Origin of the sequence: Desulfoscipio sp. XC116 (assembly GCF_039851975.1) — a bacterium.
Taxonomy (GTDB): domain Bacteria; phylum Bacillota; class Desulfotomaculia; order Desulfotomaculales; family Desulfallaceae; genus Sporotomaculum.
Map to the genome: position 1 here is coordinate 3,116,530 of NZ_CP156660.1, position 24,337 is coordinate 3,140,866.

Annotated in this window: 24 protein-coding genes and 2 pseudogenes; 5 read left to right on the forward strand and 21 right to left on the reverse strand. The window is 40.0% G+C overall.

Annotated elements, in window-relative coordinates; genetic code table 11:
* Window positions 1-334: 334 nt before the first annotated feature.
* From ABDB91_RS14890 to ABDB91_RS14925, 8 genes are all read right to left on the reverse strand, one after another.
* On the reverse strand, window positions 335-697 hold the full coding sequence (locus ABDB91_RS14890) for a GHKL domain-containing protein (protein WP_347488491.1): 363 nt from the start codon (window positions 695-697) through the stop codon (window positions 335-337).
* 696 nt (window positions 698-1,393) lie between these two features.
* Window positions 1,394-1,624, reverse strand: coding sequence for a hypothetical protein (locus ABDB91_RS14895; protein ID WP_347488492.1), 231 nt, complete (start codon window positions 1,622-1,624; stop codon window positions 1,394-1,396).
* 274 nt (window positions 1,625-1,898) lie between these two features.
* Complete coding sequence (locus ABDB91_RS14900) at window positions 1,899-2,255, reverse strand: hypothetical protein (protein ID WP_347488493.1); 357 nt, start codon at window positions 2,253-2,255, stop codon at window positions 1,899-1,901.
* A 368-nt stretch (window positions 2,256-2,623) separates the two neighbouring features.
* A complete protein-coding gene (locus ABDB91_RS14905) occupies window positions 2,624-2,902 on the reverse strand; it encodes a hypothetical protein (RefSeq protein WP_347488494.1) in 279 nt (92 codons plus the stop codon).
* A 208-nt stretch (window positions 2,903-3,110) separates the two neighbouring features.
* Entirely contained in the window at window positions 3,111-3,521 is a 411-nt protein-coding gene (locus ABDB91_RS14910; protein WP_347488495.1) for a DUF4288 domain-containing protein, read from the reverse strand.
* 94 nt (window positions 3,522-3,615) lie between these two features.
* Window positions 3,616-4,320 carry a DUF4367 domain-containing protein gene (locus ABDB91_RS14915; protein ID WP_347488496.1) on the reverse strand — a complete coding sequence of 235 codons (705 nt, stop codon included), beginning with the start codon at window positions 4,318-4,320 and terminating at the stop codon, window positions 3,616-3,618.
* Entirely contained in the window at window positions 4,298-4,705 is a 408-nt protein-coding gene (locus ABDB91_RS14920; protein ID WP_347488497.1) for an RNA polymerase sigma factor, read from the reverse strand. The genes ABDB91_RS14915 and ABDB91_RS14920 overlap by 23 nt, the downstream gene beginning before the upstream one ends.
* A gap of 93 nt (window positions 4,706-4,798) precedes the next feature.
* Window positions 4,799-4,999 (reverse strand): hypothetical protein, encoded by a 201-nt coding sequence (locus tag ABDB91_RS14925; RefSeq protein ID WP_347491677.1) that lies wholly within the window; start codon window positions 4,997-4,999, stop codon window positions 4,799-4,801.
* On the opposite strand from ABDB91_RS14925, the gene ABDB91_RS14930 reads away from it, so the two are divergent.
* From ABDB91_RS14930 to ABDB91_RS14940, 3 genes are read left to right on the forward strand one after another with little or no spacing between them, the layout of a single operon-like run.
* The gene (locus ABDB91_RS14930) at window positions 4,928-5,344 is read left to right on the forward strand and encodes a DUF6431 domain-containing protein (RefSeq protein ID WP_347491526.1); all 417 of its coding nucleotides are present in this window, start codon (window positions 4,928-4,930) and stop codon (window positions 5,342-5,344) included. The genes ABDB91_RS14925 and ABDB91_RS14930 overlap by 72 nt on opposite strands.
* Window positions 5,345-5,393: 49 nt before the next feature.
* Window positions 5,394-6,746: a DDE-type integrase/transposase/recombinase gene (locus tag ABDB91_RS14935; protein WP_347487742.1), complete on the forward strand. Its 1,353-nt coding sequence runs from the start codon at window positions 5,394-5,396 to the stop codon at window positions 6,744-6,746.
* Window positions 6,739-6,975 (forward strand): hypothetical protein, encoded by a 237-nt coding sequence (locus ABDB91_RS14940; protein WP_347488498.1) that lies wholly within the window; start codon window positions 6,739-6,741, stop codon window positions 6,973-6,975. Before ABDB91_RS14935 ends, ABDB91_RS14940 begins: the two co-directional genes overlap by 8 nt.
* Before the next feature lie 89 nt (window positions 6,976-7,064).
* On the opposite strand, the gene ABDB91_RS14945 is transcribed toward ABDB91_RS14940, so the two are convergent.
* The 10 genes and pseudogenes from ABDB91_RS14945 to ABDB91_RS14990 all read right to left on the reverse strand — a co-directional run bounded on the left by ABDB91_RS14945 (window position 7,065) and on the right by ABDB91_RS14990 (window position 15,139).
* Window positions 7,065-7,523, reverse strand: a complete 459-nt coding sequence (locus ABDB91_RS14945) for a hypothetical protein (RefSeq protein WP_347488499.1) — start codon at window positions 7,521-7,523, stop codon at window positions 7,065-7,067.
* A 298-nt stretch (window positions 7,524-7,821) separates the two neighbouring features.
* On the reverse strand, window positions 7,822-8,334 hold the full coding sequence (locus tag ABDB91_RS14950) for a hypothetical protein (protein WP_347488500.1): 513 nt from the start codon (window positions 8,332-8,334) through the stop codon (window positions 7,822-7,824).
* Window positions 8,335-9,165: 831 nt separating this feature from the next.
* Window positions 9,166-10,284 carry a hypothetical protein gene (locus ABDB91_RS14955; RefSeq protein ID WP_347488501.1) on the reverse strand — a complete coding sequence of 373 codons (1,119 nt, stop codon included), beginning with the start codon at window positions 10,282-10,284 and terminating at the stop codon, window positions 9,166-9,168.
* A 430-nt stretch (window positions 10,285-10,714) separates the two neighbouring features.
* Entirely contained in the window at window positions 10,715-11,713 is a 999-nt protein-coding gene (locus tag ABDB91_RS14960; protein ID WP_347488502.1) for an IS110 family transposase, read from the reverse strand.
* Window positions 11,679-11,984 (reverse strand): hypothetical protein, encoded by a 306-nt coding sequence (locus tag ABDB91_RS14965; protein ID WP_347488503.1) that lies wholly within the window; start codon window positions 11,982-11,984, stop codon window positions 11,679-11,681. The genes ABDB91_RS14960 and ABDB91_RS14965 overlap by 35 nt, the downstream gene beginning before the upstream one ends.
* A gap of 204 nt (window positions 11,985-12,188) precedes the next feature.
* Complete coding sequence (locus ABDB91_RS14970) at window positions 12,189-12,620, reverse strand: hypothetical protein (RefSeq protein WP_347488504.1); 432 nt, start codon at window positions 12,618-12,620, stop codon at window positions 12,189-12,191.
* Window positions 12,621-12,722: 102 nt separating this feature from the next.
* Window positions 12,723-13,427: a DUF4367 domain-containing protein gene (locus tag ABDB91_RS14975; protein ID WP_347488505.1), complete on the reverse strand. Its 705-nt coding sequence runs from the start codon at window positions 13,425-13,427 to the stop codon at window positions 12,723-12,725.
* Window positions 13,405-13,971 (reverse strand): sigma-70 family RNA polymerase sigma factor, encoded by a 567-nt coding sequence (locus ABDB91_RS14980; RefSeq protein ID WP_347488506.1) that lies wholly within the window; start codon window positions 13,969-13,971, stop codon window positions 13,405-13,407. Before ABDB91_RS14980 ends, ABDB91_RS14975 begins: the two co-directional genes overlap by 23 nt.
* A 414-nt stretch (window positions 13,972-14,385) precedes the next feature.
* A pseudogene (locus ABDB91_RS14985) lies at window positions 14,386-14,529 on the reverse strand (transposase); the annotation flags it as partial.
* A gap of 76 nt (window positions 14,530-14,605) precedes the next feature.
* Entirely contained in the window at window positions 14,606-15,139 is a 534-nt protein-coding gene (locus tag ABDB91_RS14990; RefSeq protein ID WP_347488507.1) for a hypothetical protein, read from the reverse strand.
* 116 nt (window positions 15,140-15,255) lie between these two features.
* Here ABDB91_RS14990 and ABDB91_RS14995 point away from each other — a divergent pair, with 116 nt between their 5' ends.
* Window positions 15,256-15,354 carry a hypothetical protein gene (locus ABDB91_RS14995; RefSeq protein WP_347491620.1) on the forward strand — a complete coding sequence of 33 codons (99 nt, stop codon included), beginning with the start codon at window positions 15,256-15,258 and terminating at the stop codon, window positions 15,352-15,354.
* Window positions 15,348-15,614: pseudogene (locus ABDB91_RS15000) on the forward strand (transposase); the annotation flags it as partial. The gene ABDB91_RS14995 and the pseudogene ABDB91_RS15000, both read left to right, overlap by 7 nt.
* Before the next feature lie 320 nt (window positions 15,615-15,934).
* Here ABDB91_RS15000 and ABDB91_RS15005 read toward each other — a convergent pair.
* The 3 genes from ABDB91_RS15005 to ABDB91_RS15015 form a co-directional block, all read right to left on the reverse strand.
* Complete coding sequence (locus ABDB91_RS15005; protein ID WP_347488508.1) at window positions 15,935-16,942, reverse strand: virulence RhuM family protein; 1,008 nt, start codon at window positions 16,940-16,942, stop codon at window positions 15,935-15,937.
* Between the two features lie 248 nt (window positions 16,943-17,190).
* The gene (gene abc-f / locus ABDB91_RS15010) at window positions 17,191-18,924 is read right to left on the reverse strand and encodes a ribosomal protection-like ABC-F family protein (protein ID WP_347488509.1); all 1,734 of its coding nucleotides are present in this window, start codon (window positions 18,922-18,924) and stop codon (window positions 17,191-17,193) included.
* 712 nt (window positions 18,925-19,636) lie between these two features.
* Window positions 19,637-24,334: a hypothetical protein gene (locus ABDB91_RS15015; protein ID WP_347488510.1), complete on the reverse strand. Its 4,698-nt coding sequence runs from the start codon at window positions 24,332-24,334 to the stop codon at window positions 19,637-19,639.
* Window positions 24,335-24,337: the final 3 nt, after the last annotated feature.

Genomic DNA, 24,337 nt, shown 5'->3' on the forward strand with positions numbered 1-24,337 from the left:
TTGGCCGTAGAATATGCTATTGTATATTCTAGGTCGAGGTAGTGGTTTTATTTTAAGCAGCATTAGAAATTTGTCCCAGGTATAGCTATTACGTTGACTTCTTCGGTTAAGCCATTTAAATAATAACCTCGTTACCTCATACCAGTATTGACGGATCATTGACCCATTATCTATAATGCCATAATATCTATAATAGCCTATTAGTTTTGGCGCAATCTGTTTTAGTAATTGGCTTACTGGCATGGTACGATTAGCTTTTATCCACTGTTTCATTTTGTATAATGATGCTTTGAATTTCTTTCTGCTGGTCTTTCGTTTTACTCTGAACTTACAGTTATGACTTTTGCCACAATAATGAGTAAAGCCTAAGAAATCGAATGCTTCCGGCTTTTACCTTGATTCTCCCTTCGTACTTGTCCACCAGTTTCTTAACCAAATACAAACCATAGCCGCGAGCTTCGGACTCTTTGGTGGTGTAGCCTGCGGTAAATAATCGCCGCCTAACTTCTGCAGAGATTTTCGGCCCGGTATTATAAACATATAGGATATAATTGGTGTCTTCATATTTTATTTCTACAGCTACTCTACGGTCGGCAGGGTCCAGAATAGCGGCCTCAAAGGCATTATCCAAAAGGTTGCCAAGTATGCTGCATAAGTCCCAGGGGCGAACATCTAGCTTTGTAATATTGACTGGCAATAACAACTGCCAGAAACACTGAAAATATTATTAGAATTATTGTGTGAAATCCGAACGGTAGCGGCAATTCTCTTGCAGAAACCGCGGCAACGCCAACTATCAAAGACAACATTAATGCTCTTGAACAGCTTAAATGCAGGTTAAAAAGCTGGAACCCGGTTTTAGCAATGAGAAACGTTTGCGGGACGGAGATTATCAAAACAATGTACCAGGGCAATAGCATTGGCCGCATAGGGAATTTCCTCCTCAAATGAGCGGTTGATTACTGAAAGCCGGTATATGCCTATACAGATAAGAAAACATATGAGTGGAGTGTATGTACATATTTTGCAAAATGGTAATATGCTCCAAAGAAGTTAACGGTGTTCTTATTCGTCGGCATATCTAATTTGAATACACATTCAAAAATTATAATCATTGTTTGACATAACTAACTATTTCTTCACTTTTTTACGAAATTCCTTTCAATAGACATAAATAACCCAAATCTAGGTATAAATAACCAATTGCAAAATATTAAACCTACGATTATTCAAGTTGGAAAGCTGATGGTTATTTTTATGTCATGAAGCAGCAACTGGGCGACCACATTCTTTTCCGGAGGATCCCAGCCAAGAACCGCCCGGCAATGTGCTGCTGCTTACCATACAGCCCGAAAAAACTCCGAACGAGCTTACTACATGGAGAGATATATGATTATTTTTTTTTATATCCAGAAACAAAAAAGGCTAAACCTAAAATAATAAATATAAGGAAGAATACATTAGAAAATAATGGGTTTAGTTCTGGTTGACTTGGAAAACTACCAGTACGGCCAATCTGTTCTCCAATCCATACAAAATAAGAAATAGCTCTTTCAAGAGTATAGATAATGCTGCCTGCAATTATAAAAACAGTTGAAAATATATAACACATTTTTTTATCCAATTTCGAACACCTTCTTAAAATATGAAGTTTATAACAAAAATTATTTTCCTGCATTACTAAACACTTACTTTCTCGATAAGTTTATCAAACGGATTTAAGAACATCTGTTACCCATTCTTTAAATGCAACTTCGGTATCTTCATCTGCCTTTACGCAAATCCAACGTTTGTCCAGTGGTATTTGTGCATAAGCATCTAACTAATTAACGCTAAAAGAATACTGTACCAGTTGAGCGAACCCCGATCAAGTGTCCGAGGTTTTTGAGGGAACATTCTTAAAAAGAAAGGAGCCGTGTTTGCAGCCCCTTTCTCCTGTCCACATTTTTGGATAACCTTTGGTTGCCATATTCCCGAACATGATCAACCATGCTTGGATCTCCCGCTTCATACGCGGAATCCTGGGATATGGATTCAGTTGCCATATCAAATATTTGCTGTACAATAAGCCGGTCGCTTCTAAGAAGGTCATCTACCTTGGTCATAATATTCGCTCCTATGTTTGGGCCCTCTTCAGACTTGGTATGGAATAACCACTCCCATAGTATTGTTTCCGGAACTCCCGATGCACCGGCAAAATGTATCCAAACATGGATATTGTCTAGTCCACATTCGATTTCTTTTTTACCAGGCATTACCCTTTCCCCCTTGCGCTTATTATATTAATTGACCCAGGGAGTGAAAGTAAAAGGTGACCGGGTCGATCTTGTGTTCGCGCTGGACGTAGCCAACTTTGGCTGCTGTGCCGGATCCACCCCGGAGGGAACATTTTATTCAAAACGTTTTCGATTTCATGCGGGTCAATATTTCCAGGGATAAAGGCCAAGGTGGTTCCTCCTAATAAGCATTGTTTAGGGGAAATTTCCACAAGGAAGGTGTCATTCCTTCTTTAATTAGCGGATAATCCCAATTCCCAAGGATAAAGTGTCATTTTTAACTGTTAATGGTATGCAGCTGACTTAACCGAAAACGGATGTATTAAAAACAGATAGCAATCCCACTGCTAGTGATTATAATTTATTGTACTCTCACTGGTTTCCTTTTCTTCAATAATTAAAGTACCATCTTTTTTATAATACTTTGTATTTATTACTATTTTTCTTTCTATATGATCTAATTCTTCAAAGCTTTCGACGCCAATTTTTGTTTTTATTTCATTATCTAATAAAGCACTTTCGCGGTAGTCCATCACCTTTATTGTCCCAAATGCAGTTGCAATAATAACCAGAAAAGCTATTACTATAGTTAGTATGAAATTTATTATAGAGATTTTATTAATCAATTCTACCTCCCCCCAGCACTTATAATATTATAGTTAAAATTGTTGACACTCTTTTTTCTATCTTGTTGCTTAAATTATAGAATGAGAGAGTCTCTTATTCTTAACATTTGGTTTATGCAGATTTAACCATAGTTCTTTATGTGCATTTGTGCTATCAAACAGTCGAATCGGCAAAAAGAAAAAAAGGTTTATATCGCACCCCTATTGCTTATTTTGTGTCCAAGGCTTCAGGATAGTAGCGCATAATAATATCATTAATGTTATTATCTCTTTTAGCATGTATAAACCTTGAGTAAATTTCAGTTCCAGGTGCCAACTCCTTGTCATTAAGTTCAAATGAGTGTAATATGCTTACAAATTGCCATTTTACTAATTCGCCATAAACGTTAAAATATTCATGCTCTGATTTCTTAGCCAGGTCTTCCGCAATCTCATATGCCTGCTTCATTGTTATTGCTTTAACAAGAATAATACTTTCTTCAAAAAGCTTTTCGTTATTAGCATAGTGTTGTTGGTCATTCTCATTAGGAATTAGAATTGGATTGCCGGAATGTATAGATTCAAATAATAATTTAACTGCGTACCAATTGACTTGCAGTTCTTGTGAATTGTCTTCCATAAAAACACCTCTTTTACCAATTGCAATTGCTTATACTATATAAACGATTGGAGGTATGATTTGGTAACACTTTTATTTGAAAAAAATTTCTAAATTATTTTTTCAGGCTTTCTCCAATACGTATTAATTCTGTGCTATCTATTTTGGATGTCAGTTCATAAACTAAGCCGTCTGATTGCCAGATCAGTACATTGGAATCATCCGTAGTCACTGCCTTAAACAAATACGCTGTATTGCCTGATAGGCTAACTTTTGTGTACTCTGTATTTTCATTGTCTACTAATGAAGTTCCTGATTCCGCCGGCCGCTGGTCAAATAGAATTTCCTCCCCGGCATTATTCGTGTATATTATCGTAAATGTATTGCCATACCTTTCAGCAGTTGTTTCCTTATAGCCCTCCGGCAAATAAGTTGGGCGGTAAACATTGTCTTGTTGACTTTCTTTTTTCGACTCACCAAATTTCACTTCCGTATATTTTTCCTGCCAGGCAATAATAGCGTTAAATATTGAATTTCTCGTTGCTTCGACGCTCAACAGCACAGCATTTAAAAACGTAAATACTATAGCGATACAGACAGCAACTTTAGCAAATCTCTTTGCAAAATGCCGTATTTTTGACTTTCTGCGGCTTTGATAAATAAGCTTTTTAATCCGTCTGTCCAGTTCCAGTGATGGCTTATAGGTTTCATTTAATTCTTCATTAGAGGGGAGCGCGTCCAATTCTTTCTGGAATGCTTCGGTAACGGCTACTTTTAGCAGAGCATCAAACAGCATTTCACTTCGTTCTTTGCCGGCCATAAAAGTCCCCCTCCTTTTTAAGCTGTTTTTTCAAAGCCTTTCGCGCCCGGCTAAGGCGCATTTTAACATTCTCCTGGCTGATACCGAGTATTTTAGCGATTTCCTTATTCGAATGCTCCGATCCCATTTTAAGGTACAGAATATCGGAATAATTTTTATTCAGCCTGGCTATGGATTTCGCTATTTTATCACAGGCATCCCTTGCGGCAATATCATCAAAAACCGGCTCGTTATATTCCGAGTATCCAATATAGTCCTCAAGGGGTTTTGTTTGATTGCGGTTTTGCCTTCGTAATAGGTCAAGTGAAATATTTCTAACTATGATTGTTCCTGCCGCCCTGTAATGCCCGAAAGCTGATGGTGTTGCCTGTCCAGAAGTTGCCATATATAATGACCATATCATGAAGAAAGGAAAGACGCCCCTTTTTTTGGTGTACTGCTGCAGCAACAGCAATACCAGGGGCGCCACCACGTATGGTCATTTTAACAGAATATGAGCTAATTGAAAACCTTGAAAAAAGTGTTTTTTGTAAAGAGCGCGGAGCAGATTCCCTGTCCCTGTTGTAACGGGCCACTGGATGTCATCGGCAGCCGGCAACGCAAGTACATAAATGGCCTTGGCGATCAGATCGTGCTCATCATTCGCCGGCTCCGTTGTGAACACTGCCGTCGGATCCATCACGAACTTCCGGATATACTCGTCCCGTACAAACGCCACAGCAGAAAAAGCATTGAGGCGGTCATAGCCGGAGACACCGCACTGACCGTCACCGCTGACGAATCCACATTAGGCCGTTGGCGCAGTTGGTTTAGTGAAATGTATTATCACTTCCTGGGTTGCCTGGCCTCCATCGCTACCTTACTCGGTAACCAATCTGTGAAAGAATCGTCCTGTCTTTCCCAGTCTGCGCTCACAAGGATTTGGGACTATGTTGGCAACGCCACCGGCTGGCTGGCCAGAGTTGTCCGATCAGTGGCAAACACAAATTGTTGGGTACATACCCGTTCTGCATTCCCGTCCTGACGGTCAGGATATAAACTCATGCTAAGCCTAAAAATTAGGGGGTTTTAGCATGAAAGACCAACAAAAGGCCGAAGAGATTGCCGCTCAGCGGATGCAACTACTATCCCCGCTGCTAGCGGACGGGCTTGATGCGGCCAAAATCAGGGAAATTAAGAAAGATATCTGCCAGCAGACCGGACTATCCGAGCGTACGCTGCGCAGATACCTGGCCCAGTACCGGGCAGTCGGCTTTAGGGGACTAAAACCTAAAGGCAAAGGCCGGCAAACCGAAGAAGCTATACCATCAAATATCCTAACTCAGGCCATCCTGTTGCGTCGTGAGGTGCCCGGTCGCAGCATCGCTCAGATCATTCAGATTATGGAATGGGAAGGGCTGATCCAGGAAGGGCGGATTAAACGCAGCACCCTGCAGGAGAAGTTGGCCGAGAAAGGCTACAGCACAAGACAGATGCGCATGTACTCCGACAGCGGCGTGGCGGCTCGGCGATTCCAAAAGAAGCACCGCAACCAGCTCGTACATTCCGACATCAAATACGGCCCCTACCTGCCAATCGGCAAGGATGGCGCTAAAAAGCAGGTCTACCTGGTCACCTTCATCGACGATGCCACCCGCTTTGTGCTGCACGGCGAGTTCTACCCGACGCTGGATCAGGTCATTGTAGAAGATTGCTTCCGTAAAGCGATTCACAAATACGGAGTTCCCGAAGCGGTATATTTCGACAACGGTAGCCAGTATCGCACTAAATGGATGCATCGCACCTGCAGCAAATTAGGCACCCGGCTAGTATTTGCAAAACCGTACTCTCCGGAGGCAACCGGTAAAGTAGAAAGGTTTAACCGGGTGGTGGACGCCTTCTTAGGCGAGGCCAAACTGGAAAAACCACAATCGCTGGACAAGTTAAATGAGCTGTTTTGGGTCTGGCTGGAGGAGTGCTACCACAACAAGCCGCATTCCGGGCTAGATGGTAGCGCCAGCCCGCATGCTGCCTACCGCAGTGACAACAAGGCACTAAGGTATTTGGATCCACAAACCATCGCTAACGCCTTTTTGCACTGTGAAAAACGGAAAGTGGACAAGGCTGGCTGCATCAGCTTTAACGGCAATAAGTACGAAGTCGGGCTGCCGTTTATCGGGTGTAAAGTGCAAGTCATCTACGACCCCGCTAACATCACTGAACTGACTATTGAATATGAAGGGCACGCACCCTGGACAGCTAGGCAGTTAGTAATCGGCCAGCGAGCCGGGAAACGCCCCCCGCTGCCGGAACACCTGCAGCCCAAGCCCGCCGAATCGTCGCGACTCCTGGCTGCAGCCGCCCTGAAAAACCAGCAGCGTAAAGAGCAGCAGGCTCCAGCCATTTCTTTTAGAGCCGTGAACAAGGAGGATAACAGTCATGTTTGAATCCTTCTACGGCCTGTCTAAAACACCGTTCTCCCGGGACATCCCAACGGATCAGTTGTACCAATCGCTGATGCTAGATGAGACACTGGGCCGATTGGAATATGCCGCCCGTAGGCAACTTTTCGCCGTGGTTACCGGTGACTGCGGTACCGGTAAAACAACCACCATCCGCCTGTTCAAGGCCTCTTTAAATCCGGCCATGTTCGGATTATTGATGATCACATGGTGAAGTTGGTTATCCAGGGAGAATTGTTATAATTCTCCCTTCCCCGGGCCGGTGGGCACTAAGTCCGTCAACTCACGGACAACTAACACCGTCTATTGCTGGACGTTACAGATCGTCAGTAACACCCAATCCACCATCAGCTTGTCTCCCGGCTTGTGCCGGATATGCATTGTAAGGCGGTGTTGGTTCACATAGTCCTGATAAAGTTTGCAGAATTGGGAGTACATGTACGGAGGCTTTTCCGAACGGCGGCAGGTATCAACGTATTCTTCCCATAAGAGCTTTAGTGTCACGCCGCTTTTCAAAAGTTCCTTGTGGACGTAATCGTAATCAGGAGTGACAAGAACAGGCACCTGTGATTCCTCTGGGAATAGCTGTTGGCGCAGTTCCTGATCGTTCAAGGAATTCAGGGAATCTTTGAAAACCGGATGGTCCTGCAACGCCTTAAAAACCTTTGCCACCGTGTTTCTGGACACTTTCAGGGTATTCGCAATTCTCCGCTGGCTATAGCCCTTAGTGCGAAGCTGCAAAATTTGTTTTTCTTTGGACATAAATATGTCCCCCTTTCGTAAGTATTACGGCATTACCGCAATTTCATTGTAATACTTACTTTGGGGGCTCTTGATAGCGGATTCTACTTCTAAAACCACTGGATCTCAATCCCGGATTGCATGGCTCTGTATATCGGATTTAGTGGCTCAAAACCGCCGGAATATTCAACAGTAGAGCATAGTTTACCATAATTAATCTATTAGTTTGAAGTAAAGATGGAATTGTACAAATTAACTCTAATGAATTATCGCATCAGTGGTTAATCCCACCCCACCTGCCAACGATTTAGTCACCAGTTTAATTGTCAGCTTTCTCTAATTCTTCTTCGATAAAGACAATTAGTTCTTCGACTGTTTGTGGTGTTAATTCATTTGTATCACCATAAGCTACATCTCCAGCCTTTTCAGCAATATTTAAAAACATTTGCGTAAGGTTAGCCGCACCTTTATCCCTGGTAATATCTTCAATTTCCTTGATCACAGTTAATAATTTTTGAATAGAATACTCTTCTGAGAAGTTCGTTTTTTGAGAGTCAATTCTTACTTCAATTTTTCTAATCTGTCCCATAATAGACTCTAAATCAGCAAGTTCATAGTTAACTATAATATTAAATAATTCGTGGTCGGAATCCTTTTCAGATATTTTTGCCAGGTTATTAAAAGTTCTACTTAACTGTATCAAGGTTTCTTGAAAATCTACAAACTGCTGTAACTGGTATCTTTCTATTTGTCTTTTCTGGGCCACCCAAGATACCGCTAATACTACTAAAAATCCTATAAGTAAAACGAAAATAAGGTTTTTTCTGGTCAAGTGTAACCACCCCCTGGGAATATATTATTAATTCTCTAGTACCCACAAAATACCTTCTCAAATACTTTTTGTTGTTACACAAAGAAACTGCGTAACTAAAGCCGGTGTTTTTTTTAAAATGGACTGAAAGTCCGTTCAAGGCTAAAGCCTGTTGAAAGCAACCTTTGGCCAAAAGCCAGGTAATAACCAAAAGTCATGTGTTTATTTTGAAATTTTCTTTATCACCATCAGTCTGCTGTTTTTCGATGTATTTCTTTATCATTTCATCCGTAACGGTTCCTATTGTGGCACAAAAATACCCTCTCGCCCAAAGGTGCTGCTCCCAGTAACGTTTCCGCAAATGTGATAATTCTTCCCAAAGAACTCGTAATAAACACCCCTTTAGATACTGTACGATTTTTAATGTAAACAATTGAGGCAGGCACCCAATCAGAATATATGTTCTTTACCAATGCTGCCTTTTAATATCATTGTATTTCTGCTAGATAACTTTGTCTGGTTAAGCTCATGCAATCTTTAAACTATTTCATCTTTTACCACTTGGTACATGTATTTTGTTAACTATACAACATTCGTTTTATACCATAAACTTTTGACTACCTTTTTTGATACCCGGACATACACTCACCCCTTAGGTGAATGATTTCCTTGCCGTTCAAAAAGTAATCATGCTAAAACTGTCCGCCTGAAGGTTTTAGGCCTAGTACTTGGAAAACAAAATTAAATAAAGCCCATAATCCTTGATCAACAAGAAATTATGGGCTTTTTCTTTTGATATATCACCATTTCAGTGATATATCCATGAACATGACTACTTGGGTGTATCATTTATTATTTTGGTTCATACCATACATCTTCAGAGGCTCTGAACTTTAAATATTCCCTATAGTTCCCTACAACTTCATATTGGTTCCAGCAGTTCACATCCACTACTATATACCCATATTTGTTACGTGGCGTATCATCATTAAAGAAAAAAGTGTGTTGTGATAAGATACCTTCGTCATCTTCACCTTTCTCGTAATATTTGGCTTTTTTGAAAGTCCAATAGTATTTAACTGACTGTGGGTTGGAAAAACCGGGATCATCAACATCTACACTGCTAATCTTAACTGGTATCTTAATCGTACGCCCACTAACAGTAAATGGAACTGAAAATGATTTATCTTTGTTGTCATCTGGATGAACCGATTCGAATGTAGATTTAGAAGGGCCATCATTTTCGATATAAGAACGCAATATATTTATCCTGGTTATTGCAGATGACGATTGCTCAGCTTCATCAATTACATCGTCGACATCTGTCCATACCCTTACAACCCAAGGAGTATCATCAGTTCGATCTTCATAGCCTTGGACTTTAAATTTAATTCCATCCTTTGATTTATAACCAATGGTATCAAAATCGGAAGAAAGAACCCGTATGTTGTGGGCAGATGAAACTCCATATACATCTTCAACCACAGAAACTGGAGCTGTTAATTTTTTAGAGACAGTTTTAACATCACTTTCATCTAACCTAATTGTAGACGCATCTATCCTATTACCTTCACCGTCTTCCTTGAATATATTTATTGTTACCATGTTTGCATCAGCTTTTTGTGGAATAAATGCTTCAAATTGGTGCTCGGAATTTTTCACATTACCTTTATAACCCATTATATTATCTGTTACTTGAAACTGTTCAACAGATAACAAACTATATTTTTCTCCTTTGATTTTTAAATTACCGGAAAGGGTTTGCTCTTTTAACTTAAGATTGGCAGTTACTGGTACGCCACGGGTTTCTGTAATAATAACTTCAGATTGAGAAATCCTGTCTATTTCCCTGCCAAATTCACATAATATACCTTTTGTTGGCAGGGTAGCCTCTTCTGCAGAACTGATTGAAACCACTAAAAACAGACTAATTAACGCAATTACAGCACAGAACAAGTATTTACTTTTCACCACTAATTCCTCCTCTTCAATAAATTGAGGTTATCTTTAATTTTCTCACTCATTCACATGATTTTATTTTTAATAAATAGATTTATATGGAATATATTAACCAAGTAGTTAATATATGGGTTTAAACCTTTATGCAAGAACAGAGGTGCCGTGCACCATTTTTTAAAACGACTATGGTCGCACATCGGATCTCCACATCTACCCTTGCGGTTTACCCTCCCATGTCTCCCTGGGTCTATGCCCTCACATTCCTTCGTTCGACCTATCAAGGGGTGGATGCCAGGTTAGCTCGTATACGGGGTCTCTGCCCTAATGCAGGTGATTCCTCCCGGCTCTCCGTGCTTCGTTTGTCCAAAAAAGTTGTCAACATGTGAATAACTAGATGCAGATACTGTAATTCCTGTGTATATGTGAATTATGCGGCTTGAAGTTATGTCTCACGATAGGGTCCCAACACCTTACTCGCATCATAATCCTGTTGCTTTTGACCCAGTTTAAATAGAATGCGAACCAGTTTTCCACAGAGTGCAATTAGCGACTGTTTCTTCTTTAATGGGTTGTCCCGGCGTGTGGTCAAGTATTGATGCAACGCCCGAAATTTAGCATTCTTAGGCACTAATATTAGTACCGTCTTGTATAAAATTGCACGTAACCGTGAACGCCCACGCTTGATGATCGTCGTTTCGCCTTTATGTTGACCGGAACTATTTTCCTTGAGGCTTAGTCCTGCGTGGCGGATAATTTGTTGGGGATGAGCATAACCGGTGAGATCCCCGATTTCGGCATATAATCCGGCAACGGTCTTTACTCCCACACAGGGCGTGGTGAGCATAGCCTGTGCCCCCGGAACCAAAGTGAGTTCCTCTTCTACTTGCTTCATCAGTTCATCTATTTGACGGCTTAGCATAGCGTAGTGCTCTAACAATTCTGCCAGCTCTATTCGAGCGGCGTTGACGCCCGCCGTGATGCCAATGGATTTCTTGGCCGTCCGTACCAATAGCTGAGCCCGTTTGAGACCAACCGATCGTTGTACTTCTTTTTTCCACTCTTTTGCAATGTGTTCTTCGCCGGCATTGACCACATCCTGTGGAAGTGGAAAACAACTAAGAGTGATCAGTGATGCTTTTCCTTCCCAGTTTTTGAACACCCGGGTATGCTCGGGAAAGTAACGATCAAGCCAGTTGTGGATTCTTCCTTTGCTCCGAGTCAGATCCTTGTTGAGACGATCACTTTGGTTCATCAGAATGCGAAGTTCTGCATACACCCCTTCCGGTAGCTTAGGTTCGGTATACCGGCCGTCTAGTACCAATTTCCCTATAACGCGCGCGTCTTTGGTATCGTTTTTTGTAGGGGAGTTGTCATCAAGCTCTTTGCTTTTCCTGACATGGTGCGGATTAACCAATACCACCGGGATATCTTCTTGTTTCATATAATGATACATTGGGAACCAATAATGTCCTGTGAACTCTACTCCAATCAACACTTTCATCCTTTTGTTTCAAATCCTCTATCCAGTTCAGCAGTACCTTCATCCCTTCCAGATCATTGGTGAATGCACACCATTTCCCAAGTTCTAGTCCTCTGAAATTAAAGGCACGGGCGATGTGATTCTTTTTCGCAATATCTGTTCCAATGACTAGCGTGGTCTCCGAGATACGTTCAATCCGTTGATTTTGTTTGCAAGATTGTATAGAATTCATTTAGTGAGTACCTCCTCTTTTTTAATTAGGGAACGTTCCTTCGTTACCCAGTATAAAGGAGGTACTCCTTTCTTTTCAAACCGCAAATTAATTTATTACAGGAATGCTCGTATAATTTTTTGTTATATAGTTGTGGGAAAGTGTAGAACATATTACGAATGAGAGTATGAATAATTAGATTCCTTTAATTATTTATACATAATATTACTGCGCATAAGCTTCATAACTACCGGATACGGTTTCAGCGGTACCATTTCGATAAACCGTTGCGGTAATCGTCAATCGATATGAATACCCTGTTGCTACATAATAGGTCTTATCGAAGAGCAGTTTTTCACCTGTAACCTTAAGATCGCTCCATGTTTTTACAGCGGCATATGTTCCATCCGAGTTTTCACGTGCCAACACCACTTTGCCGGTGATTTTTGCCGTACCTGATTTGCCAAGCACACGAGCGCCGCAAGTTCCTTTTCCATCATCAAAAGAAAGATTTACATTTACTGAAGTGGTGTTTGTCCATTGCGGGGATACCGTTTTCCGTGAATCATTTACTGTAGCGAGCGCCGCTCCTCCCAGGGAAAAGTACAATGCAAGCGCCAAAAGCAGAAAGGTAGATTTCTTTAACCTCACAATCATTATCATTCCTTCTTTCGTTTTTTTGAGAAATTATCCCGTCCTTTACTATATAAACGATTGAAGGTATGATTTGGTAACACTTTTATTTGAGAAATTTTTAAATTATTTTTTCAAGCTTTCTCCGATACGTATTAATTTTGTGCTATCTATTTTGGATGTCAGTTCATAAACTAAGCCGTCTGATTGCCAGATCAGTACATTGGAATCATCCGTAGCCACTGCCTTAAACAAATACGCTGTATTGTCTGATATGTTAACTTTTGTGTACTCTGTATTTTCATTGTCTACTAATGAAGTTCCTGATTTCGCCGGCCGCTGGTCAAATAGAATTTCCTCCCCGGCATTATTCGTGTATATTATCGTAAATGTATTGCCATACCTTTCAGCAGTTGTTTCCTTATAGCCCTCCGGCAAATAAGTTGGGCGGTAAACATTGTCTTGTTGACTTTCTTTTTTCGACTCACCAAATTTCACTTCCGTATATTTTTCCTGCCAGGCAATAATAGCGTTAAATATTGAATTTCTCGTTGCTTCGACGCTCAACAGCACAGCATTTAAAAACGTAAATACTATAGCGATACAGACAGCAACTTTAGCAAATCTCTTTGCAAAATGCCGTATTTTTGACTTTCTGCGGCTTTGATAAATAAGCTTTTTAATCCGTCTGTCCAGTTCCAGTGATGGCTTATAGGTTTCATTTAATTCTTCATTAGAGGGGAGCGCGTCCAATTCTTTCTGGAATGCTTCGGTAACGGCTACTTTTAGCAGAGCATCAAACAGCATTTCACTTCGTTCTTTGCCGGCCATAAAAGTCCCCCTCCTTTTTAAGCTGTTTTTTCAAAGCCTTTCGCGCCCGGCTAAGGCGCATTTTAACATTCTCCTGGCTGATACCGAGTATTTTAGCGATTTCCTTATTCGAATGCTCCGATCCCATTTTAAGGTACAGAATATCGGAATAATTTTTATTCAGCCTGGCTATGGATTTCGCTATTTTATCACAGGCATCCCTTGCGGCAATATCATCAAAAACCGGCTCGTTATATTCCGAGTATCCAATATAGTCCTCAAGGGGTTTTGTTTGATTGCGGTTTTGCCTTCGTAATAGGTCAAGTGAAATATTTCTAACTATGATAACTACAAATGCCCTTGTTTTTCGATCGTCAATTGTATCAATTTTTTCCAGGTTATCAATTATTCTGATAAAAGCTTCGGATACGGCATCTTCCGCCAGATGGGGTTCATGTAAGATGCTGTTGGCTATGTAAAGCATGGTCCCACGATAAAGCTTATAAATCTGGGTAGCCTTATACCGGTCGTCTTTATTTTCAATTGTTGTTATTAGTGCAAGCATAACCTTACCCCTGTAACCAAATAGAATATCTGTATTTATGTGTTCATTATACTGTAAATTTTACTTATTTTCGCCATGTCTTTAAGTTGTTGCAAGTCTGATCAATACATTTGGTCACTGAACAAGAGTATCGGGAAAATTTCGCCGGGAAAAGATAGAATACTTCCATACCATGATGTTGACGCGCTGACACGCGTTTATCCGTTCCGGAAGGCGGTGTGACCCGGGCCTGCAAAGAATTACGACGGTGATATAAATGCCGGACCCGGTGACTGCGGCATCTGGCGATGTGATCTCGGTTTTGATGTTGCCCGAGAGTATCGGCAAGCTCACGGAGATACAACTAAAACAGTATAATAACGGTTCTTGAAAACCCATATTACACCAGAATAGACGCCGCAGAAAAAAGAACAAAAGAAGGCGGAGTTTATGCTGCAAGTTCATCACTAGGAACTGCAAGCAGATCACACTTTCAGCAGTCTCTTTTAAACGTGCCATAATACGTGCCAAACCATAGCGACGTTTGCCTTCTCGAATTTAGCCGGTTCGACCCTCTATTATATAACTGGAAGTTATTATTATACTAAAGTGCATAAAGCGGAACTAGGCATAAATCCTTGTGCGAGCCGGTTTATCAAACGGATTTAAGAACATCTGCTACCCATTCTTTAAATGCAACTTCGGTATCTTCATCTGCCTTTACGCAAATCCAACGTTTGTCCAGTGGTATTTGTGCATAAGCATCTAACTGATTAACACTAAACCACTTTTCCTCATTTTCGCAGTATTCATCCAAGAAGATTATCTTTTCTTCGTTATTATCTAAGTAAAAGCAATAACCTTCATAATCTACACCTGCCATGGTTACATGTAGATGTTCATGATTTTGTTTACATAAGCATACATTTCCATTTAACTCCTTAAAGATTGCCATAAATTTAGAGAAATATTCTTGTTTCACCGGCACAACAGTTATATAGTTACGATTTTTCCTATAACTAAGTCCTGTATATCTTTCCTCAACCCAAATTTCATAGTAATTATCTTCAATAAAGTCTCCTTTCCTTTTATCATTCAGATAGTATTTGTAATATTTTCTTATAATTCTATCAATATGTTTAAATGGCGGCAATACAGACCCATATAATAGGAGGACTTTTACTTGCATAAGTTTAACACTCCTGTTCTCAAAAAGGGAGTCAACCAAACCGAGCTGGAGAGCCACAAGCTGGTAGTCTACTGAGCGCGTGCATGATCAACCAGCGGGAAATGCTATCCCGCATGATGGCCGCCGGCGCCGCGGGAGTGCTGATGGTTAACTACGGGGCAATAATTGCTTATATGCTGGGCATTTTGCGCAGAGCCCTGGAGCCTTTGAATTAACAGTTTATTTTAAATACCCATATGAGATCCGTAAAATGATTTATACTACCAATATCATCGAGGGCTACCACCGGCAACTACGAAAGGTAACCAAAACTAAAACTGCCTATCCAACAGACGATGCACTGAAGAAAATTATTTACCTGGCTACCATTGAAGCAGCCAAAAAGTGGACTATGCCAGTTAAAGATTGGAAAAATTGCATCTCCCAATTTGCCATATACTTTGGTGATAGGATAGAATCAGAGATGGCTATATAAAGCTATCAATAACAACAGCATATGTTTAAAAAATTTGCCCTGTCATGGGGAGGGGAAGTTATGTCTATTTCAGCATGATTAACGCTGCTTTGATACATTTTGCTATCAAGTTTCCCTTAATGCTATCTAAAATTAGACGGAAAAATAAATATTTAATCCCCATAGCGGGAGCATCAATCAGCGCGGTTTCGTGCAATGTAATTATCCAAAGTTAGGGCTAGCAGCTTCTCCACGATAATCTGCAACTTTACTCAAACTCTGAAGTGGGTTTGAGCTTTTTTACGCCTAACTTCGGATAATTTGCTAGACATAATGCGTACTTATTTTTTATCGCTTCCACCTAGTAATTTAATTTCCATATCTTCTAATGCCTCTATATAGTCTTTCTCCGCCTTGGAAACATCACCTAAATATAGCTCCTTATATTTCTTATACTCTTCCTTTGCTTTGAGTTCAGCTGTCTTAGCACTGATCTTCCCAGCATGGGTTAGAATTTCATGCTTGGACAATTTCAGAAATCCATCCAATGTTTCAATCCAATCTGACATATACATTGGTATTCTTCTTCTTGCTTGCATTTCAGCAAATTCAAGATAAGCAGAAACTATGCTGTTTAATGCAGATAACTCCTCTTCTGTACAATAGTTTTTTGCTACTAATGCATCCGCTTGTTTAGGCTGTTCTCCTTTAAAACTAAGCATTCCCATATAAGGTTTATCTGCATCCGCCGAGTAATAAATCTTTTCTGCTGCAGTTTGCCCATGAGCTGCCCAATGCATCTTATTCTGTACCGTCTTAAAAAACAAAGTCGATACTTCTGTTCTTGGGTCATAGTCAACACTTGTCGCATAAATATCAAGTACTTTTCTCCAGAATACTTTTTCTGATGACCGAATATCACGAATTCGCTCCAACAATTCATCAAAATAAATTCCGCCACCATTATTTTTTAAAAGGTCATCATTCATCGCAAAGCCTTTTTTCATAAATTCTTTAAGTACGCTACTTGCCCAAATCCTAAACTGAGTTCCTCGCAAAGATTTTACACGATAGCCCACAGAAATAATTACATCTAAATTATAGTAGTCTACTTGATATGTTTTACCGTCAGCTGCAGTTGTTGCAAAATTTGCAACAACTGAATTACGTGTCAGTTCACCTTCATTAAATATGTTTTTTATGTGACGAGAAATTGTAGACTTATCACGCTGAAATAATTCTGCCATTTGGTCAATAGATAACCAAACGGTATCACCGTCAAAAGTAGTTTCTATTTTAGTTAAACCATCTTCTGTATAGTACATTATGATTTCAGAGTTCATATTCATTCCCCTTAAACACTTTTCCTTTATTATACATGTTTCAACAAAATATTTCCATTATATTACTTTTTGCAAGATTTAAATTTTCAGTTTTTTTACTATCCTATCAATAGGAATCTGTCCTTCCTCATCATCAAACTCTACATTTATGTTGATATGTGTGTCTGCTTTTTTGTGGGAGAGCGATACAACCGTCTCCACATGCCTTCTAGGATACAAAAAAGATGCCGCTGGAAGCTGGTTGGGCCTTGGTGTTACAAAAGTTGCCGTAACTCATTCAACTCGTGTGCTTTTCTTAAATAATCTTCATTAAGCATTTTTTTATCGCTATCACTTAATTTACCATTGAGTTCTCCGCCAATAAAGGCCAGGTCACATTCAAGCTTAAGAATACGGGTGCGAATGTTTTTTAAATCTATCTCTCGGGTATTTCCGCTATATTCATTTTTTCTCTTGCTCAGGTAATAATCATAATTCCCGTTGTAAAGCTTAAGCGAACCGTGCTCAATCAGCATAATTTTGGCCGCAATCCTTTGTACAAAATAAATATCATGGGAAACAAACAGGATTCCGCCTGCATATAGCTCCAAAACTGCTTCAATTTTTTCCTTGGCATATATATCTAAATAATTTGTAGGTTCATCTAAAACAAGGAAATTGGCACCTGATAAGATTAACCTGGCAAATGCTACCCGAGATTTTTCTCCCATACTCAACTGCTTTATCTTCTTAAAAACATCATTTTTCCTGAAGAGAAGACAGGCAAGAAGGGTCCTTGTATCTTCTATTGATTTATTTGCTGTCCCAACATTATCAAGAATAGTTTCATCAGCGTTAAGTTCCTCAAATCCTTGTGAAAAGTATCCAATTTTAAGTGCCGGATCTAAGGATAATTCACCTTGAAAACATTGGTCAATACCGCAAATTATTTTCAAGAGCGTTGTTTTGCCTGCTCCGTTATCACCTAATAGGGCTATTTTATCTCCCCTGCCGATCGCAAAAGACAGGTCCTCTAACACGACCTGATCTCCATAGGCCTTGGATATCTGGTTTCCCCGTATGATAACAGGGGACAGCTTATTACTCTGACCATGAGATTTGTTAATAAAGTCAAAAGCCGGCAGTGGAATTTGTAACGGTTTTTCTATTTTATTATTTAATAAACGCGCAAGTTCTTTCTCTTTGGCCTTTAAGGCACTGGCTTGCGTTCTGGCAGCATTTTTATAATCGGAACTTTTCTGGGCGCTTGCCAGCCAGTTTCTTCTCTTGCGAATAACCTGATTTAATTGTTCAATCCGCAATTGCTGCTTTTCATATTCCTTGGCAAAATGTTTATCTTCATTTTCCTTTTGTACTTTATAGGCAGAATAATTGCCTTTATAGGATTTTAAACCCACGGCAGTTAATTCCCATATGCGATCCGCTACCTGATCCAACAGGTATCTGTTATGCGATATGATTAAAACGGATTGTTTAATTCGTTTAATCGTCTTTTCCAGTGACGCGGCACTATCCGGATCCAAATGGTTGGTAGGCTCATCGAGAATTAATAAGTCAAAATCTCTGGTAAGAACTTTACAGAGCATAAGTTTTGTTTTTTCTCCGCCGCTTAAACTCGTTGCTTGCTTCTCCCAGAAAGATTCGGAGATTTCCATTTGATTGAGCGATTTCTTTACAATGGTGTCAACTGATTCATTGCTGCCGTAATTTTTACTAACCGCTTGATATAATTCTTCATACACAGACGCGCCCGGCTGAAAATCCGGGGATTGCTGTAAATAGATGATTAACGCGTTACGTGGCGTGTACTCAATATGGCCTTTATCCGTAATGTCTATACCTGCTAAAATTTTGGACAGTATTGTTTTCCCTATGCCATTGCTGCCAATAAGGCCAATCTTCTCACCATTGCTGATTCCACCGCTGATGTTGGAAAGTACCATCTTGTCATGGTAACTCTTGTATAATCCCTCAAATATTAAATTCATTAGCCCTAACTCCTTTTCTAACAATCTGCGGAGGAGGGCATAAAAAAAAGACGACAGAGAACATCTTCGCCTTTAATCCTGAATTTGTTGATTAGATCTCAGAGTATAAGATAAACATTCAGCAATAAAGATGTGCCTCCTCCTGAATTTCAAGATTAAGTTTGTGTTGATTCCAGCGAAATTCAGTTTTACCCATCTTTTTGTACCTCCTGTTCTCAATGATATATTAACAATACTACATTTAACTTTGCTTAGCAAATGGAGTAAAGCATGGCACCAACTCACTATCAGACACTAGGCATTTCGGCAGTATGCTACTGCTCACAAACGTACTTTTTCTTTCTTACTGCCGCCCCCGAAACACCTTCACATTATAATAATTCAGACATTTCACCGAACAAAATTTACTCCGGGAGTTAGCATAATAATACGCTTCTCCGAAGCACTTGCAAATCTTTATTTTCAATCCTCAAAATACTTATTTTTTCCTATCAAAAAAACCAATATCATCTTTTTTATCTTCTCAAAGGTCTCAATACTTCTGGGCGTGGCAAACTCGCCCAAACCCCTTTTCTATCAATGCTTTTCCCTCACTCAAGCAAGCAAACCGTTTCTGTATGCCTTGAGGAGATAAAAAAGATGCCGCTTGAGCCTGGTGGGGCCTTGGCGGACAGTGCTATTTTGACTACAGTTGTTCCATCTGGCCCAATATCTACGCTAAAACTTTATCCGTTTTTTTCTCTTCTGCTTCAAGTTCAGCAAAGAATTCATCAAGTACTTCTTTGTTGCGTTCTTTAAGTACTACGATGCCGTGCCGGTTAGGTGTATTAATTACTCGTAAAAGCAAGCCAAACTCACTGAGATAGTTACGGGAACTACTCCTTGGCGTAATACTGATAATTTTCTTCCTGAGTTTTTTCAAAACCTGAAATACAGTTTGCGCTTTTAAGGGGTCCAGATTGGCATCCCATTCATCAAGCAGTAAATATCCACCGCTCTTACCTTCCATTTTCTTTTCTTCTTTCACGCTAAGAATAGAATACATCATCATAAGCGATACAATGGCGTGTTCACCGCCGGATAAACCACCACGCTCGGTCACCACCCTCATCTGTTGTTCATGGGTCTTTTTAAACCACATTACCAGACGGCGATGGCCACCGCCCTCTTCTTTATTGCGATATTCGAGTTGAACCGTGTAGTTCATAGGAACGAAAACTTCATTCAGTCTTTCAGAAATTGCCCGGATAGAACTGGTAATGATACCTTCAACCGTTCTATAATCGGACTCAACGATATTTCGGAAAGAGGCAAGTTCCTCCTCAAGCCGTTGTTTGTCACTCATATTCTTCTCAAACTCTAGTTTTAGAATTTCATAGTCTTTGACTGCGGACTCTTTAATTGGCCTCATTGTCAGAATGCGCAATTGCTTTAATGAGTGATTAATAACCAGACGGCCCTGAGTATATTTTTGTTCTTCAATAATTTCCTGACTTTCAAGGTTGAGTAATTCCATAAACACATCGAAGCCTGGCATATACTCTTGTTGAACAGCTTCATAAAACTTGCCATTATACAGAAGACGAAAAATCGGCAAACAATCTCCTAACGTAATCTGCGAAAAGTTATCTTCACTAAGGCGCCGGTAATCGTATTCATCGTCCAGAGTCGGCGTAACATCTTTTTTAAGCTCCTCTAATTGCTTCGCTAAAAGATTATTATCCTCGTTTAGTTTTTGAATAACACCGTCTATCTCTTTTAATTCCTTTTCAACCGGGGCAATTCTGAGTTGGATTTGTTCAAGCTGTTGACGATACTCGTCTTGCTTAATGGCCAGATTATGGAATTCTTGCAGCAGCTTACGATGTTTCTCCCGTTCCACCTTTAATCTTTCAAGTGCAAGCTCATATTGATTTAAAAATTCAAAATCAATTTCCTGGTGCTTGTTAAAATATTCCTGGTATTGTTCTAAACTCCTTTGAAATTTCTCCTGATTTTCCTTTAGCTCATTGATCTTCTTTTTCAAGACTCCAATATCGATTGAACAGTTATTGGCCTGATTGCGCAGCTCTGTAATGGACTCTACCAGTTGCTTCTTTTCAGGCATACGATCAATTACTTTTTGAGCGTCTACAACTTTAACGCGTTGCTCTTCCCGCCGCGACTTTTCAAGTCTGAGATTTTCAATTTCCTTAGTTAGGTTACCACTATCAGTCAGAATTGCGTTAAGCTGCTGCTCATAAAGATATAGATTTTCTGACTTGGCCTGAGTTTCCTCCAGAGATAAAACGCCTTCATCTTCCAGCAAAGAATTCTCGATTTCAAGATAAAAAGTTTGCCGGGAAAAGTATCTGTCAAATTCATTGTTCCATTGCTCAAAGCTACTTAAAAGCTTATTCTTTGCTTCATAGGCTTGCTTAAGAGTTGCCAGCTTGTCTTCCTCCTGCGCCAACAACCCAAGCCAAACTTGAATATCTGAATTGACTTTCTCCAGTTTTTCTTGATTTAACTTGTAGTCCGCTAATCTTGATTCCAGTTTAGATGTTTGGGCAATGTTAGCTTCGATCTTACTCTTTGTCTCTATCTGCAGTTTTTTGCTGCTTTCCAACAACTCAATCTGCTCTTTTAACTCTGTCGCTTTTGTAAGGATCTCATTTAATTCAAATGATAAGGTTGGATTTTGTTGATCATACGCTTCTTTAAATACATCTTTAACTGAATTGATTATTTCTTGGAACCCGCGGCATTTTGTTTCCTCCACCTGAAAAGCATCTTCGTTCTTACGATACTCTTCAAGATTTTTTCTTAATTGAGCGGTTTTTTCTGTTAATTCGCTTAGTTTGGAAAGTAAATTATCAAGATCATGCTTTTGGGCTTCAAGCATTGCTGTGATTTCTTCTTGTTTAGAGTACCGAGCACTTAATTCGATGGTTCTTGCTTCTGCTGTACTGATTTTTGCCTGCAAAATAGTCCTGGTATATTCTCTGGCGGCAGTACTCAGAAAATAACTTACCTTGTCAGGATCATACCCTCTTATTCCGATGTTATCTTTAATAAGTCCGTTATCACTGAGGTACCCGCTGATTTGCCGCAACCAGGAAACTGCTTTCTTGGCATTCGCGGGATTAATATTGTTTTTGAACGAAAGGCCAAATGGTAAAGGCTCTAGAGAATTGTCCGAGGCATACTCATTCAATGGAACATGATAGTGCCCGGAAAAAGGAAGCAAATCCTTTTCATCCGCCTCAACCAGGATGGTATATTTTAAGAGGGATAAATTCTTCTCTTTCTCTTGATTAAGTTCACTATCCTTAAATTCGAACACATCTTGAAAAGCATAGGTTTCAAAACCCTGTTTAGCCATCGACTCCCGTTGGGAAGAGTCAAATATTCCTTGGTCAATTGTTTCAAGTTGATCTTTAAACTCAACGATTTGTTGATTTACCCGTTCCGTTTCCAAATTCAACTCATTTTCTATTTGGCGGGATTCTTTGATCTTTTGCGCATATTCCGCTGAACCCAGAGGGTATTTTTCTAACTTTGCTTGCGCTTTTTTTTGCTCGGCATAAAGATCGTCCATCGACTGCTGGGTCATATCAACTTGTGTTTTTACTTGCTGAAGGCCGTCTTCGATCTCTCGTATTTGCCTTGCTAATTCTTCGCCCGTTTTCTGTATACTGTGATATAAACCGACTACCGTTGGGCCATTCTGCTCAATAATTTCTTGATAACCCTTTTCCTTGACATTAAGATTCTCATTTTCATTGGTAAGGAACGAGATAGCGGCACGCAATTGTTCGGCAGATTCCTTAGATAATTCATTTTCCAAGATAATCTTGTCCCGGTCTAACTCTTGGAGATCATCGCGGCATTGCTTAATCTGGGTTTCTTCCTGCGTGATATCCTTTTGTAAACTTTCAGTATCCTTTTCCAATACCTTTTCATGAAAACCAAGGGCCCGGGCAATTAAGGTTAGTTCCTTTTCAAGTCTTAATCTATCGTTCTCCCTATTGGAAAGTACTTCTCTTTTATCTTCAATATCCCATACAATACCTTCAATCCATTCCAGAAGAGTAGCTGCGTCCGGGTTTTCTTCCAGGATGGATTGGGCGCGGGCAATTTTCCGTTCAAGTTCTTCTTTCTCCGACTCTAAAGCTGCGACTTTTTCTTCATATTCTTTCTTAGCCTTTTCCTTATTGGTTGACTCTAATTCGTTTTGTTGAATCGCTAGTTTAGTCGTTACTAAGTCTGATTGCAGTTTTTCGATCAGTCTTTGCAATTCTTCAACGCCAAGTTCCTTTTGCTTAAGAATATCGAGAAATTCTTTAATTTGATGATACTTACTCTTGCCTTCGTCAATTTCATGTTCAAGATTCGATACTGCTTGGCTTACGCTCACCATTTGCTCATTGACTTCCTGTATTTGGGATATACACTGGTCGGACTCAGTCTGAATTGTTTCCTTCTGCTTCAGAATAGCATTCAATTCTTCTTCGACTTGAGCTCTTTGGACATTCTGTTCATTTAGGGTCTGGTCATTTACCGAAATCTTGACTTTGATGCCTTCCAATGTTTTTGTATTGTAGTCAATGAGCGCATATAATTTACCGACAAAATCAGCGGAGCCGGCCATGAGTTCCTCATCACGCCGTTCCTTCTCCTTCTTGTCAATTTCTTTATTCCTGAGATCGAGTTCCAATTGTAAACAGTTATTCGAAACAGTTACAACATCCTTCTCTTTCTCGGCTTGTTGCTGGATCATCCGATCAAGGTTCGTAATGCTTTCTTCAATACCCATCATCCGTGCGAATTGGTTGAAGCGCTCAACATCTTTAATCTGGGTAAATTTACTGGTCTCCCCTTGTTTCCAATACAAAAGATATTTGTCCGGAGATATGCCCAAAGCCTCGATTTGTTTCCTATACTCATCCAATTTACCGTACTTATCATTTTTATTACTATACACATACTCGCGGACAGTCTTTAATCCTTCGATTGAATCCGATTCTTTAATTGTAAAATACTTGGAACGTATTTTAGGTTTTTCATGTTCTGTAATTCCCTCAAAGCGAGCGTTAATCTCGATAAACATCTTATTATCTTCCAGTGACCCGTCATTATAAAAGATCAAGCGTCCTTTGAAGAGCCAGGGGTTCTCATCAGAATACGCTTGACTTGAAGAGATTAGATCAACTGGATCCGCTTCATTGACATCAGCGTTGAGAATACAAATAAACACAGCCGCAATTGTGGACTTTCCCGTACCATTCAGACCGCCAATAAGGACGTTGTCCTTATAATGGTTGGCGATTTCAGAAATAGTTTCAAACCCTTGGGGATTGGCAAAATAAACCGATTGCTTCTTGAATTCCCGGGCATTTTCAAACGTCAACTCAATAGGATAAAGCATCGA

Bases quoted from the DNA above. Each gene is read 5' to 3' on its own strand.
- ABDB91_RS14900 (WP_347488493.1), bottom strand. From the start codon at position 2,255: ATGCCTGGTAAAAAAGAAATCGAATGTGGACTAGACAATATCCATGTT.
- ABDB91_RS14910 (WP_347488495.1), bottom strand. From the start codon at position 3,521: ATGGAAGACAATTCACAAGAACTGCAAGTCAATTGGTACGCAGTTAAA.
- ABDB91_RS14915 (WP_347488496.1), bottom strand. From the start codon at position 4,320: ATGGCCGGCAAAGAACGAAGTGAAATGCTGTTTGATGCTCTGCTAAAA.
- ABDB91_RS14920 (WP_347488497.1), bottom strand. From the start codon at position 4,705: ATGGCAACTTCTGGACAGGCAACACCATCAGCTTTCGGGCATTACAGG.
- ABDB91_RS14925 (WP_347491677.1), bottom strand. From the start codon at position 4,999: ATGGATCCGACGGCAGTGTTCACAACGGAGCCGGCGAATGATGAGCAC.
- ABDB91_RS14935 (WP_347487742.1), top strand. From the start codon at position 5,394: ATGAAAGACCAACAAAAGGCCGAAGAGATTGCCGCTCAGCGGATGCAA.
- ABDB91_RS14940 (WP_347488498.1), top strand. From the start codon at position 6,739: ATGTTTGAATCCTTCTACGGCCTGTCTAAAACACCGTTCTCCCGGGAC.
- ABDB91_RS14945 (WP_347488499.1), bottom strand. From the start codon at position 7,523: ATGTCCAAAGAAAAACAAATTTTGCAGCTTCGCACTAAGGGCTATAGC.
- ABDB91_RS14960 (WP_347488502.1), bottom strand. From the start codon at position 11,713: ATGAAACAAGAAGATATCCCGGTGGTATTGGTTAATCCGCACCATGTC.
- ABDB91_RS14965 (WP_347488503.1), bottom strand. From the start codon at position 11,984: ATGAATTCTATACAATCTTGCAAACAAAATCAACGGATTGAACGTATC.
- ABDB91_RS14970 (WP_347488504.1), bottom strand. From the start codon at position 12,620: ATGATTGTGAGGTTAAAGAAATCTACCTTTCTGCTTTTGGCGCTTGCA.
- ABDB91_RS14975 (WP_347488505.1), bottom strand. From the start codon at position 13,427: ATGGCCGGCAAAGAACGAAGTGAAATGCTGTTTGATGCTCTGCTAAAA.
- ABDB91_RS14980 (WP_347488506.1), bottom strand. From the start codon at position 13,971: ATGCTTGCACTAATAACAACAATTGAAAATAAAGACGACCGGTATAAG.
- ABDB91_RS14990 (WP_347488507.1), bottom strand. From the start codon at position 15,139: ATGCAAGTAAAAGTCCTCCTATTATATGGGTCTGTATTGCCGCCATTT.
- ABDB91_RS14995 (WP_347491620.1), top strand. From the start codon at position 15,256: ATGGCCGCCGGCGCCGCGGGAGTGCTGATGGTTAACTACGGGGCAATA.
- ABDB91_RS15005 (WP_347488508.1), bottom strand. From the start codon at position 16,942: ATGAATATGAACTCTGAAATCATAATGTACTATACAGAAGATGGTTTA.
- abc-f (WP_347488509.1), bottom strand. From the start codon at position 18,924: ATGAATTTAATATTTGAGGGATTATACAAGAGTTACCATGACAAGATG.
- ABDB91_RS15015 (WP_347488510.1), bottom strand. From the start codon at position 24,334: ATGCTTTATCCTATTGAGTTGACGTTTGAAAATGCCCGGGAATTCAAG.